We start from the raw sequence: 12,549 nt of genomic DNA on the forward strand, positions 1-12,549 counted from the left end.
AAAATGTCAATCATGAACAACCGATATATATCCATCCGAAACCTGTTTGCCTTCCTGACCCTGGCCACAGCAGGATTCACCGCCTGTACAAAAAAATTCGACAGCTTTAACACCGATCCAACCGGTATCCCCAACAAAGACCTGCAAGTCCGTACCCTCTTCATGCCCCTCGAACAGGAGATGATGTATATGACGGATGACGGCTACCAGATCGGCCAAAACCTCAACGCCGATATCTACGCCGGCTATTCCATGCCCGACCAGACCTTCGGCCTCGCCCTCGACAACGCCAACTACACCTTTATCGACGGCTGGAATACCGAGGCCTTCAACAGCATCTACACCAATCTCATCGGCCCCATTAAGAATAAGATCGCCCTCTCCGGCGTACAGACCTCCAACCCCGACTACTGGGCCATCGCGCTGATCGTCGAGGTCGAGGCCATCGACCGGGTCACCGATAAATTCGGACCCGTACCATACAGCAAAGTGGGTACTTCGCTCGTCAGTGTACCCTACGACAGCCAGCAGTCTATCTATCAGCAAATGTTTACACAGCTGGATACTGCCGCCGCCAACCTGCAGGCCTTTATCACAGCCAACCCCGGGGCCACCCCACTGGCCAACTTCGACGCCGTCTTCGCCGGCGACTATACCAAATGGCTGAAATTTGCCAACTCCCTCAGGCTTCGCCTGGCCATGCACCTCTCCAAGGTCGACCCGGCCACCGCCAAAGCCCAGGGGAAAAAGCCCTTGCCGCCCCAGGTGGGCTGCTGGCCACGCCATCGGACGACGCAGCCGTACTGGCCAGCCAGGCCAACGGCAACGACTACTACCAGATCACCGCCAGCTACGGCGACAACTATGCGAACGCATCCATCACGTCCTATATGACGGGCTACAACGATCCGCGGCTGCCCGTCTATTTCACACCCAATACCGACCCCGGCCATACGACGGAATACACCGGCATACGCATCGGCAGCAATATTCCCCCAAAACCATTCTATTCCGGCTTCGCGCTCTACAATACGACGTCTACCTTCACGATCTCCGCTCCCGAAATGCTCATGACGGCCGCCGAGGTATGGTTCCTGAAAGCCGAAGCCGCCCTGCGGGGCTGGTCCGGTGCAGGCGACGCCCGTACGGACTATGAGACCGGCATCAACACTTCCCTGCTGCAGAACGGAGTACCCACGCCCGGTTACGTCAGCGACGCCACGAGCAAGCCCGCGGCCTTCGTCGACTACCTGCAGAGCGCCAACAGCAGCCCCGCGCTGTCCACCGTCACCATCCAGTGGGATCCCGCCGCCTCCAATGAAGTGTTGCTCGAAAAGATCATCACGCAAAAATGGCTGGCCATGTTCCCCGAAGGACAGGAAGCCTGGACCGAATTTCGCCGCACCGGCTACCCCCGCCTGTTCCCGCTGGTGACCAACAACAGCGGCGGAACGATCGATACGAAGATCCAGATCCGCCGTATCCCCTATCCCCAGAGCGAGGCGACCCTCAACCCCGATGCCGAGAAAGCCGGCATCCAGCTGCTCGGCGGCCCCGACAACGGCGGCACCCGGCTCTGGTGGGACGTGAACAAAGGAAATTTCTAAGCCAATATTGGTTAACTTGATGAGGACTAATACCAGCACTATGTCTTGCTTCCGTCTTGTCGCCCTGCTAACATTCCTGCTGCCCGTCATGCTGCGTGCCCAGTCTGACTCCCGGACCCCGGCGGCCGGTCGGGTCCGTATCCTAACGAATCAGGTGGGATACGAGTCTTCGCAGTCGAAACGCGCCGTGATCGAAGCCTCTTCCCGGCTTCCCATCGCTGCATTCCAGCTCATCGATGACAGCACAGGCAAGACCGTATACAGCGGCGTCCCCGTCTACATCGGCCCCGTCGACAAATGGAAACACTGGCAGTTCTGGACCATCGACTTCAGCGCATACACCGCAGCCGGCGCCTACCGGCTGCGGATCAGCGTTCCCTCCGGCCCGATAAATTCCCATCCCTTCATCATCGGCAAGAACACCCTCGAAAAGGCCACGCTTTCGGACATCGTCTACTATTTCAAAGGCCAGCGATCCGCCGGCCTCATCGACCAGGCCGATCACCATCTGCGAAACCCCTCACACCCGACACCACCGGAGCTGTCGACCTCCACGGCGGCTGGTACGACGCCACCGGCGACTACGGCAAACACCTCTCCCATCTTTCCTTTTCCTCGTATTTCAATCCGCAGCAGATCCCGATGGTCGAATACAGTCTGCTCAAAACAAAAGAACTCCTGGCCGCACGCCCAGGCACCGACTTCCGCCAGATCATGCGGCGCATCACCGACGAGGCGATATACGGCGCCGACTACCTCTGCCGTGTACACGTAAAAAATAGTTCCTTCTTCCGATCCGTATCCGCACCCGGCCCGGGCAAACTCCCGAAGGACCGGGTCGTCGGCCCCGAACAGGCCAGCTACCGGATCAAACAATCCAGCGACCAGTCATTCGGCGGCGACCGCACCCTCAACGACTCGCGCAGCTACCAGACCAGCTATCGCTCAGGTGGCGGAATGGCCATCGCCGCACTCGCACTGGCATATACCTCCGGCATCTCCGGAGACTATACGTCAGCCGACTATCTCAGCGCCGCGGAAGACGCGTTTGCCTTCCTCGAAAAAGAGAACCCAAAAATGACCAATGACGGAAAAGAAAATATCGTCGACGACTATTGCGCCCTCAGCGCCGCTACCGAACTGTTCAAGGCTACCCGCAACCCGATCTACCAACAGGCTGCGCGGAGACGGGCGAACAGTCTTCTCGCCCGTTTTTCTTCCTGGAATGGGTATGATGGATACTGGCGCGCCGACGATAAAGATCGCCCCTTCTTCCATCCTTCCGACGCGGGACTGCCCGTCGTCAGCCTGACCTATTTTTATCCCTACGCGGACCGGCCGACGCAGGCAGCCATAAAATCGGCCCTCCGGCGTTCTCTGCGATACGAGCTGAAGATCACGCACGAAGTAGCCAACCCCTTCGGCTATAGCCGGCAGTTGGTGCAGGACACACTCGGCCAGCGCCGCACCACCTTTTTCTTCCCGCATGGCAGCGAAGCCTCACCCTGGTGGCAGGGCGAAGACGCCCGTCTGGCTTCGATGGCGGCAGCAGCCCGGCTGGCCGCGCCGCTCTTTGCGAACGACAGGGCTTTTGCCGACTCCCTCCGGCGTTTCGGCCTCGATCAGCTCAACTGGATCCTCGGGCTCAACCCTTACGACGCCAGCATGCTCCAGGGTACCGGCTTCAACAACCCAGTGCTATGGTTTTTTCGGAACCTTCGAATATACGAATGCACCCGGCGGCATCGTCAACGGCATCACCTCCGGCCTCGACGACGAACACGATATCGACTTCAATCTCTCCTATGCTTCCACGCACAAAGACTACGACTGGCGCTGGGCCGAACAGTGGCTGCCGCATACCGCGTGGTACCTGCTGGCCGTAGCGGCAGGGCAGCCCGCTGCTCCCACCGACGAGGCGCATTCCGACGACCACCCGACCCTGTCCATCGGCGCAGCCGCCCCGGACTTCAGCCTGCCCGGCATCGACGGAAAAACCTACACCCTCGCAAATTTCAACCAGGCAAAGATCCTGGTGGTCATGTTCATTTGCAATCACTGCCCCACTTCCCAGGCATACGAGAACAGGATGATCCAACTCACAAAAGACTATGCCGCCAGAGGCGTCAGTTTCGTAGCCATCAACCCCAACCACCCCTCTTCACTTCGCCTCGACGAACTGGGCTACAGCGACCTCGGCGACTCTTTCGACGAAATGAAGATCCGCGCAAAGAACGCCGGCTACAATTTTCCCTATCTCTATGACGGAGACACAGAGACAGCGTCCCGGCAATACGGCCCCGTTTCGACACCCCATATCTTTATTTTCGACAAGGACAGAAAATTGCGCTACAACGGCCGAATCGACGATGCGGAAGACCCGAAAAAACGCCCCATACACAAGATGCCCGCAACGCCATCGACGCCATTCTTGGCAACGAGCCAATACCCGTTGCCGTGACAAAGACCTTTGGCTGTTCTATTAAATGGGCGGAAAAGAACAACTGGACAGAAAAGGCGGAGATAAAATGGGCAGCCGAACCGGTCAGCCTTGACACGATCGGGTATTCCGGGATTGCAAAACTTCTGAAGAACCCTACCAGCAAACTGCGGTTGATCAATCTTTGGGCCACCTGGTGCGACCCCTGCGTCAGGGAATTCTCCGAACTCGTCACCCTCCATCGCATGTACCGCGATCGCGGCTTCCAACTGGTAAGTATCAGCATGGACGAATCAAAGGCCCGCAAAAAGGCCCTCGCCTTCCTCGAAAAGAAACAGGCCTCTTCTCCCAACTATATCTTTACCGGTGAAGACAAATACAGGCTCATCGAAACCATCGATCCAAAATGGCAGGGCGCGCTGCCCTACAGCCTTCTCGTAGAACCCGGCGGAAAGATCGTCTATGCCCGGCAGGGAGCGATCGACCCCGAACAGCTGAAGAAGATCATTTTCGACGACCCCTATATGGGCAGGATCTATAAATAGCAGGCGCCCTCAGCCTCCTTAATGCTGAGCCGTCATTCTCCCGTCACACCGATCAGATAATCATACAAATTCACTTCCGTCGGAAGATTCAGTTTCTTCCGCAGCCTGTACCTGCTCACCTCCACCCCTTTCAAAGAAATATTCAGGATCTGCGCGATCTCTTTCGAGGTCAGGTTTAGCCGCAGATACGCACATAGCTTGAGGTCCGTCGGACTCAGCTGCGGGGATTTCGATTTCAGGGTCGTCAGAAAATTGTTATGTACCTGGTCGAAATACAGGGCGAATTTATTCCAGTCTTCATCGCTCTTCTCCGTATCGCCGATCATCCTGAACACACTCCTGAATTCATAGCTCAGGTTGGGGATATTCAGTTTTTTGATCACCGCATGCAGCTCTTCTTTTATGTTGAGGGTTATCCCGCCCCTTTCGACAAGATGCATGGTCACCGTCGCCAGCTCCTTGTTCTTGAACTGGAGCTCGTCGGCCAGCTTCTCATTCTGCAGCGCGATCAGCCCTTTTTCTTTCCGGTCTAGTTCGAGGCTATGCAGATAATTTCGCCTTTCCTGTTCCTCCTCGTATTTTTTTCGGTGCATCGCCAGCCTCCGCAGCTGGGCCTTCCGGACGGCATAGATCAGACCGCACGCTGCCGCCGCGTACAATAACCAGGCCCATACGGTCTGATACCAGGCTGGGTTAACAATGAAGGAATAGACCGCCGGCGCAGATATATTCCCCAGGTTGTCGCGGGCCCGCACGCCAAAACTATACTTGCCATAAGGCAGATTCGTATAGTCCTTCTCCGTCCGCGTCGTCCACGCCGACCAATCCCTGTCAAAACCTTCGAGCCGGTAGCTGAACTCCACATTGCTCTGCTGTGCATAAAAAGGCGAAGAATATTCGAAATGGAAGGAGTTCCAGTGATTCGGCAGACGAATGACCGCCCCTGCATCCGCCGCATAACCGCCGAATACCAGACTGTCTTTTTCGGCGATCGCCTTCACCGTACTCAGCATCACCGACAGGTCATTGTCCTCCTGGATATACCGGCTATAATTCAGGTGGAAGACCCCATTGTTGCCGCCGATAAAAATATTCTCCCGGTCATAGGGATAAATATAGGCCGATCCTTTTACGGTCTGATCCGTCAACTCGGGAAAATAGACGACCGTATAAGGATATGCGCCGCCCGGTTTTCCGGTATCGATAACGCCTACCCGCCGGTTGCTGACGAACCAGATACTGCCGGTCTTATCTTCCCTCAGATATTCTACGCCCGTATCGTGAAAAATAGGCTCGAACCAGGCGGAGCGGCTGAACCGGTCTGTCTTTTCATCGTAGGCATAAACCCCTTTTTCCGTCGTCACCACGCACCTGCCCCGAATGATATGAACAGAATTGTTGAGCGTGGAGGGCAGCCCTTCTTTTACCCCATAGTGCGAATAGGCCCTGGCACCCGCCGGATTCCTAAACACGCCCCGGTACGGATGGGAGGCCCAGACGGTTCCGGTGCTGTCTACAGCCAAGCCCGGCAGCGACTCGTAAAGATCATTGACCTTGCCCACCTCCCTGAACTGCCCGTTCCCGAATGAAATACCCTGCAACCCCGTATAGGTCCCGGCGACAATCCCGGCGTGCGTCTCCGTCCCATTCTGCATGCCCGTCCCCGTCCCAGTCCACACACCCGACCCCGGCAACCCGACAAAACCCCACACTCCCTGCCGGGTCATTATCGGCGCCGCCTTATCGTCTCTTATCACATAAGCCCCGTCCTGATGTCCCATCAGCAGACTGCCATCCAGCTCCGCCAGGCTCCAGACTCTTCCCTTCGTATTCGCGACCTCGGTGAAATTCCCCTTCAGCGCACTCATGTCCTTAACCGATGGATCCAGCCCCACACTGTACAGCCCATTGGAGGTCCCGATATACAATCTTCCGCCATAGACGCCAGCCGCATTGCAAAGCAGCTGATTGTCCCGGACGGGCCTGATCCGTTTCACCGAAGTATTGTAATGAATAAAGGAGATCCCATTCTCGAGACCCAGCCACAGGTTCGACTCCCGGTCGGTCCCCACACACAGGACGTTATTGCTGCCCAGCCCTTCCGCACCCGAATAGCGCTGGATAATGTCCCCGCGCCCGTTCAGAATAAACACGCCGCCGGTACTCGTCCCGATAGCATACCGGTCCCGGCCGATCCTCCGGAGGGTATTGATCAGATTATTCGTCAGCTGCGCATCGGCCGTTGTTGGTTTATGGATCAGCGTAGCCCCCGACAGCAGATAAAGTCCGTTCTTTAAGGTCGCTACCAGCAGGGTGTCTTTCGAATACGCCGCGATCCCGGTAATATGGAGCGCCGCCTCCCCACCACCGACAGCCCCGGTCCCTGCTGGCTGACCGCCGACAGCCCCGGTCCCTGCCGGCCGACCCCCGGGACCAGTCCCCATCACCCGGCTCTCCACAGCCGGCCGCCACTGCCCGTCCCGCAACACCTGCAGTCCCGCAACCTTATCCGCGGCAAACAGCAGAGAGTCCACCCGTGTCATCAGCTGCCAGCCGCCTGGCGCATCATAGGTCGTCATTTTGCCGTCCTTCCAGCAAAAGATGGATTCGATGGTCCGAAAATATACGGCATCCCCGGTCACCACAATATTCCAGATATCGGCGAACTGCCGGGCAACCACAGGCAAATTTTCCTTGAGCGAATGATACTCCAAAATACCAGCCCGATCCGGAAAAAAATAACCCACCTCGTCCTGGCCCCCCACATAGATCCGACCCGCGGCATCCATCGCCAAAGACTTAACCGCCGCCTTGTTGGGGAGAAGATAGAGCTTCCAGTAAGCCCCGTTATAGGTCAGCAGCCCATCGTTGTTGGCGAAATACAGCAACCCACGCCGGTCCTGGCAGACATCCGATACCTCCAAAGCCGCATGATAGTCTGTATTCCGGAAATTTCTTATCGCCGGCAATCCGATCGTCGACTGACTCCATCCCGGACCGATCCACGCAACAAAAAGAATGACGGCAGCAATCAATTTTTTCATCTGGCAACAATTTAGGAAGCCTTTTGCAAAACTATCCCCGCCAAAACCGTAATTTATCGACAAACGGCCGATGTAGTGTTAATGTAGGGGCTAACAAATTGCTCGTCCGGCCCCGCCCTGGGATATTTGGAAGCCAATAGCTGATCTTATGTTTAAAACACTGATCCTCCTTGTTTTGATGTCGGTAGCCGGGACCTCCGCCACCACCGCGGAGCCCACGCCCGCTCCCCGGCCCCCGGCGCCGCGCAACGCTTCCGCGTCCTCGTCATCGCCTCGCGCGCTTCAGACCACCAAAAAATGATCACCGCCGCCCGCCCTTTCTTCGAACAACTGGCGGCAGCCAACGATTTCGGCCTGGACTTCAGCGACGACACCAGCCTCATCAACCCCGGCAATTTGGCCCGCTACCAGGTCTTCGTCATGCTGCATCTGGCCCCCTTCGATATGTCGCCTTCACAGCAGCAGGCCCTGCAGCATTTCGTCGAAACCGGCGGCGCCTGGGTCGGGATCCACGCGGCCGGCCTCACCGGACGCCAGTTCCCCGCCAAAGGCAGCAACTACTGGCAGTGGTTCGAGGATTTTATGGGAGGCGTTACCTATTCTCCGCACCCCAAATTTCAAAAGGCTACTCTCGTGGTGGAAGACCATAAACACCCCGCCACGCTACACCTGCCCACAAAGATGGAAGTGCCGGACGAATGGTACGAGTTCGACAAAAGCCCCCGCGGAAAGGTCCGCGTCCTGGCCTCCGTCGACGAATCCAGCTATCACCAGAACCGGCCGATGGGCGACCACCCGATCATCTGGACCAACCCCGCTATCGCAGGATGATCTATATCGGCGTCGGCCACGACCCCGTTCTGCTGGCCGATAGCAACTATGCCACACTCCTCCGCGACGCCCTACTCTGGGCCGGCCTCAACAGCCCGCCGCCGATACCCATGAAGAAGGGAAAGATCAGCTACGAACAGCGATATGCGCAAAACCGCCCGATCACAACGAGCGAACTGTCGCGCCACCTCACCGCCCGCGGTCTCACGATAGAGAATGCCTCCGGCGACTCGCTCAAGGGTACCGGTCAGTTCCAACTGATGACGACCAAATCAGGGCACTATTATCAGGTCCGCTATGACTGGACCGCCGTCCGGACAGACAACGAATACACCCTCCACCTCTTTCACTACTATGAAAAGCCGCACGAGCCCGGCATTACCAACGACTACTCGAAGATCGAATACCGCTGGTGGGACTTTCTCCACGGCCATCCCTGGTCTTCCGAAGACAGCATCCTCTTCGCCGGACTCCACTCCGCCTCTCTCGACATGATGAACAACCTCGCCGCCCAGACCGGCGCAACACCATCCGGCCCCGAGCCCGCAACCGCGAGGCCTCCGGCCCCCGCTCACCCCCGTTTCCGCGCCCTCGCCATCTACGAGAACGGCGGCCATCACCTCGAATACTCGAAAAGGGCGCGCCTCTGGCTCGACCAGCTGGCGGCGGACAGCAATTTCACCGTGGACTACAGTACCCACGCCGACACGATGACTGCGGCGCTCCTCGCCAACTACCAGCTGATCATCCAGCTGGACTACGTGCCCTACGGCTGGCAGCCGGCAACCATGACGGCATTCAGGGACTATATCGAACAGGGAAAAGGAGGATGGGTCGGATTTCACCACGCCACACTGCTGGGCGAATTTGACGGCTTCCCCATATGGCCCTGGTTCTCGGACTTTATGGGCGGCATCCGCTGGAAAGACTATATCGGCCGATTCGCAAGCGCCACCGTCCGTGTCGAAGACCATAGCCATCCCGTTCTCAACGGAATCCCCGATTCCTTTACGGTGCAAAAAGAAGAATGGTACACCTATGACAAATCCCCCGGCCCAACGTCCGCGTACTGGCCAGCGTCGACGAATCGACCTATCGCCCCGATACTACCGTAAAAATGGGCGACCACCCCGTCATCTGGACCAATGAAAAACTAAAGGCCCGCAATATCTATATCTTCATGGGCCATTCTCCCATACTCTTCGACGATCCCGTCTATAAGAAACTTTTCTCCAACGCGATCTTCTGGGCATCGTCGGCAAAACCCGAACAACCCGCAAAACCCGAACAACCCGCAAAACCCGAACAACCCACAACCCCGCAGCCGCCGCAACCGCGACACCATACCCCCCGCGGCCGCCGCAAACCCCACCTTCCACGCCCTGGCGTTCCTCTCCACCACCGTAGAATCCGACCACGTCGATTTTGCCCGCGACGCCATCGATTTTTACTCCTCCCTCGCCGCCCGCAAAGGCTTCACCTTCGATACCACCACCAACTGGGACAACTGCAATGCTTCCCTGGCCAACTACCAGGTCATACTCTGGCTCAACGACTTTCCCCACACGGAAGAACAACGATCGGCCTTTCGCCACTATATGGAAAAAGGCGGCTCCTGGCTCGGCTTCCACGTAGCAGCCTACAACGACAAAACCACCAACTGGCCCTGGTTCGTCGATTTTCTCGGCGGCGCCGTCTTTTACAACAACAACTGGCCGCCGCTCGCAGCCAAACTCATTGTCGACGACAACCACCATTCCGCCACAAAACGCCTCCCCTCCCGCTATGAAGCGCCCATCAACGAATGGTATGGCTGGCGCCCCGATCCCCGGTTGACAAAGAATGTCCACGTACTCATGACGCTCGACACGACCAACTATCCCCTCGGTAAAAAAGACATCATCCGCAGCGGCGATATCCCCGTAGTCTGGACCAATACCCGCTACAAAATGCTCTATATGAATATGGGACACGGCGACCAGATCTTCGCCTCTCCAACCCAAAACCATTTGTTCGAAGACGCGATCCTCTGGCTGGCTGGCGCCACCTCCACTCCCGCCTCCGCCCCCGCAGACAAATAGTACGCTGGTTACACCGGGAAAATATATCTTTGAACCAGCGGCTGACCATTTTGAAAACACCTCATATGCGCAGCATTTCCCAAATAGCGGTATTGTTACTCTTAACGGGTTCTTGCTACAATGTCTTCGGACAGAAACAACCCAATATCATTTTGATACTGGTGGATGATATGGGCTATTCCGATCTGGGTTCCTACGGTTCGGAAATACACACGCCCAACCTCGACAAGCTCGCGGCTGAAGGACTGCGGTTTACACAATTTTATAATAGTTCCATCTGCGCCCCTACCAGGGCCTCCGTCCTTACGGGACAGTATCCGCACAAGGCAGGACTAGGGTATTTTAATATAAACCTTGGGCTCCCACCCTACCAGGGGTATCTGAACAAAGAATCGCTAACTTTTGCCGAAGTATTGAAACAAGGCGGATACCAAACCTACCTTTCAGGCAAGTGGCATGTAGGTGGAGATAGCTCCAATAAGGAATGGCCTGTTCAACGGGGCTTTGATCATGCCTTCGCGTTTTTAGGCGGCGGCTCCTCTTACCTGTATGGCCCCGCCGTTCAAAAAGGGACTCGCGAACCAGGACCATTTTATGACGACAATAAAGCAGTTTCATTCAGGAGCGAGCCGGATTTTTATGCCACCGACAAGATAACCGACTATGCCCTGCAGTATGTAACGGAGGCAGCAAAAACTCCTAAACCCTTTTTCCTGTACCTGGCGTACAACGCACCACACTGGCCATTGCAGGCCAAAAAGGAAGATATTGAAAAATACAGAGGCCTGTATGATATCGGCTGGGATTCGATAAGAACACAACGACTGAAAAAGCAAATGGAACTGGGCATCATCCCCGCCAATACCAAACCTTCCATAAAAGACAACGATATTCCGGACTGGAATAGCCTGACCTACGAGGAGCAGCGCTTCTGGTCGAGAAAAATGGAAGTGTATGCTGCAATGGTCGACCGGCTGGACCAGCAAATAGGACGCCTATTGGTAACACTTAAGGAAACAAAGGCGTCCGACAATACGATCATATTTTTTCTGTCAGACAACGGCGCACCCGTTGAGGATGTATCCCGCTTCCTGGGCGCGGCAGTCAATGAAGGTCCCGTTGGAACAGCGGGAAGTTTTGAATCGCAAACAAAGAATTGGTCCTATGCTTCCAATACACCCTACCGGGCATTTAAATCCTATGCCTACGAAGGCGGTATCCGTACACCCTTTATCGCCTGGTATCCCGGAAAAATTAAAGCAGGTACCCTACTTCAGGGTGATGGCCATATTATTGATCTGGCGCCAACCTTCTATGATATAGCTGGCATTGCCTATCCCTCAAAATACAACGGCGTAAATACGTACAAGCTGCCAGGGAAGAGTCTGAAGAATATGTTGCTACAGCAAACCCCTTTTCCCGATCGGCCCCTTTTCTGGGAGCGGGCCGGCAACCGGGCCGTACAACTTGGAAAGTGGAAACTACTGTCTATTTACCCTTCCTATCAGTGGGAACTATATGATATTTCCGACGACAGAGGAGAAACCAACAACCTTTCCGCACAAAATGCAGAGATAGTTAACAAATTATCCCGTCTGTATTTTGACTGGGCAAAGGAAAATGGAGTGGTCGACTTCAATACCATCAGACCGAAAAAGCCCCTGTTGCCCACACCAGACGGCAAGGGCGTTCAGGCATACTGACTAGCCCTGCCCCGGACCATCCTGCATACCACCAAACCCGTTAGGAAATAACCGAGACCCTGCTCGTCTTTGCTCCTTTTGAGCGATTCGATCAGCCGGTCCTCATCCGGCAAACGCTTAAAACCCGCCCCAACGAACAACACCATATGCGAAAAGCCGCCCCAGACAAACAATACAACGGTTCCCAACAACACCGCCACAACAAATTTTTTTACCATCCTTTGCATAAGAGATTATTTCTTATACAAAATTGAATACAAAATCCCACTCAAACTCATGCCGATCGCGACATACTTAC

General features: G+C 55.9%; 11 protein-coding genes and 3 pseudogenes. 11 read left to right on the forward strand and 3 right to left on the reverse strand.

Going from position 1 to position 12,549, the window contains the following annotated elements:
* Positions 1–12 precede the first annotated feature (12 nt).
* From ACQ86N_RS18080 to ACQ86N_RS18105, 6 genes and pseudogenes are all read left to right on the forward strand, one after another.
* Positions 13–894, forward strand: coding sequence for a SusD/RagB family nutrient-binding outer membrane lipoprotein (locus ACQ86N_RS18080; protein WP_431216363.1), 882 nt, complete (start codon positions 13–15; stop codon positions 892–894).
* On the forward strand, positions 840–1,607 hold the full coding sequence (locus ACQ86N_RS18085; RefSeq protein WP_431217464.1) for a SusD/RagB family nutrient-binding outer membrane lipoprotein: 768 nt from the start codon (positions 840–842) through the stop codon (positions 1,605–1,607). Before ACQ86N_RS18080 ends, ACQ86N_RS18085 begins: the two co-directional genes overlap by 55 nt.
* 88 nt (positions 1,608–1,695) lie before the next feature.
* Positions 1,696–1,965 (forward strand): annotated as a pseudogene (locus ACQ86N_RS18090) (cellulase N-terminal Ig-like domain-containing protein); the annotation flags it as partial.
* Positions 1,905–3,242 (forward strand): annotated as a pseudogene (locus ACQ86N_RS18095) (glycoside hydrolase family 9 protein); the annotation flags it as partial. The pseudogenes ACQ86N_RS18090 and ACQ86N_RS18095, both read left to right, overlap by 61 nt.
* Positions 3,199–4,068, forward strand: coding sequence for a thioredoxin family protein (locus ACQ86N_RS18100; protein WP_431217465.1), 870 nt, complete (start codon positions 3,199–3,201; stop codon positions 4,066–4,068). The pseudogene ACQ86N_RS18095 and the gene ACQ86N_RS18100, both read left to right, overlap by 44 nt.
* Positions 4,065–4,592, forward strand: a complete 528-nt coding sequence (locus ACQ86N_RS18105; protein ID WP_431216364.1) for a TlpA family protein disulfide reductase — start codon at positions 4,065–4,067, stop codon at positions 4,590–4,592. The genes ACQ86N_RS18100 and ACQ86N_RS18105 overlap by 4 nt, the downstream gene beginning before the upstream one ends.
* 32 nt (positions 4,593–4,624) lie before the next feature.
* Here ACQ86N_RS18105 and ACQ86N_RS18110 read toward each other — a convergent pair whose 3' ends face one another.
* Positions 4,625–7,636, reverse strand: coding sequence for a triple tyrosine motif-containing protein (locus ACQ86N_RS18110; protein WP_431216365.1), 3,012 nt, complete (start codon positions 7,634–7,636; stop codon positions 4,625–4,627).
* A 267-nt stretch (positions 7,637–7,903) separates the two neighbouring features.
* Here ACQ86N_RS18110 and ACQ86N_RS18115 point away from each other — a divergent pair, with 267 nt between their 5' ends.
* The 3 genes and pseudogenes from ACQ86N_RS18115 to ACQ86N_RS18125 all read left to right on the forward strand — a co-directional run.
* Entirely contained in the window at positions 7,904–8,467 is a 564-nt protein-coding gene (locus tag ACQ86N_RS18115) for a ThuA domain-containing protein (RefSeq protein WP_431217466.1), read from the forward strand.
* Positions 8,464–9,582: a ThuA domain-containing protein gene (locus ACQ86N_RS18120; RefSeq protein ID WP_431216366.1), complete on the forward strand. Its 1,119-nt coding sequence runs from the start codon at positions 8,464–8,466 to the stop codon at positions 9,580–9,582. The genes ACQ86N_RS18115 and ACQ86N_RS18120 overlap by 4 nt, the downstream gene beginning before the upstream one ends.
* Positions 9,537–9,659 (forward strand): annotated as a pseudogene (locus ACQ86N_RS18125) (ThuA domain-containing protein); the annotation flags it as partial. The gene ACQ86N_RS18120 and the pseudogene ACQ86N_RS18125, both read left to right, overlap by 46 nt.
* Here ACQ86N_RS18125 and ACQ86N_RS18130 read toward each other — a convergent pair.
* Complete coding sequence (locus ACQ86N_RS18130; protein WP_431216367.1) at positions 9,621–9,908, reverse strand: hypothetical protein; 288 nt, start codon at positions 9,906–9,908, stop codon at positions 9,621–9,623. The pseudogene ACQ86N_RS18125 and the gene ACQ86N_RS18130 overlap by 39 nt on opposite strands.
* Between ACQ86N_RS18130 and ACQ86N_RS18135 the strand changes: the two genes are divergently transcribed.
* Together ACQ86N_RS18135 and ACQ86N_RS18140 are read left to right on the forward strand one after the other, a co-directional pair.
* On the forward strand, positions 9,907–10,548 hold the full coding sequence (locus tag ACQ86N_RS18135; protein ID WP_431217467.1) for a ThuA domain-containing protein: 642 nt from the start codon (positions 9,907–9,909) through the stop codon (positions 10,546–10,548). The two genes, ACQ86N_RS18130 and ACQ86N_RS18135, sit on opposite strands and share 2 nt — an antisense overlap.
* A gap of 65 nt (positions 10,549–10,613) precedes the next feature.
* Positions 10,614–12,251, forward strand: a complete 1,638-nt coding sequence (locus tag ACQ86N_RS18140; RefSeq protein WP_431216368.1) for an arylsulfatase — start codon at positions 10,614–10,616, stop codon at positions 12,249–12,251.
* Here ACQ86N_RS18140 and ACQ86N_RS18145 read toward each other — a convergent pair.
* Positions 12,239–12,478 (reverse strand): hypothetical protein, encoded by a 240-nt coding sequence (locus ACQ86N_RS18145; RefSeq protein ID WP_431216369.1) that lies wholly within the window; start codon positions 12,476–12,478, stop codon positions 12,239–12,241. The two genes, ACQ86N_RS18140 and ACQ86N_RS18145, sit on opposite strands and share 13 nt — an antisense overlap.
* Positions 12,479–12,549 lie beyond the last annotated feature (71 nt).

Source organism: Puia sp. P3 (assembly GCF_050632245.1).
Classification (GTDB): domain Bacteria; phylum Bacteroidota; class Bacteroidia; order Chitinophagales; family Chitinophagaceae; genus Puia.

Coding starts and splice junctions, on each gene's coding strand:
- ACQ86N_RS18080 (WP_431216363.1), top strand. CDS start 13: ATGAACAACCGATATATATCCATCCGAAACCTGTTTGCCTTCCTGACC.
- ACQ86N_RS18110 (WP_431216365.1), bottom strand. CDS start 7,636: ATGAAAAAATTGATTGCTGCCGTCATTCTTTTTGTTGCGTGGATCGGT.
- ACQ86N_RS18120 (WP_431216366.1), top strand. CDS start 8,464: ATGATCTATATCGGCGTCGGCCACGACCCCGTTCTGCTGGCCGATAGC.
- ACQ86N_RS18130 (WP_431216367.1), bottom strand. CDS start 9,908: ATGGCGTCGCGGGCAAAATCGACGTGGTCGGATTCTACGGTGGTGGAG.
- ACQ86N_RS18140 (WP_431216368.1), top strand. CDS start 10,614: ATGCGCAGCATTTCCCAAATAGCGGTATTGTTACTCTTAACGGGTTCT.
- ACQ86N_RS18145 (WP_431216369.1), bottom strand. CDS start 12,478: ATGCAAAGGATGGTAAAAAAATTTGTTGTGGCGGTGTTGTTGGGAACC.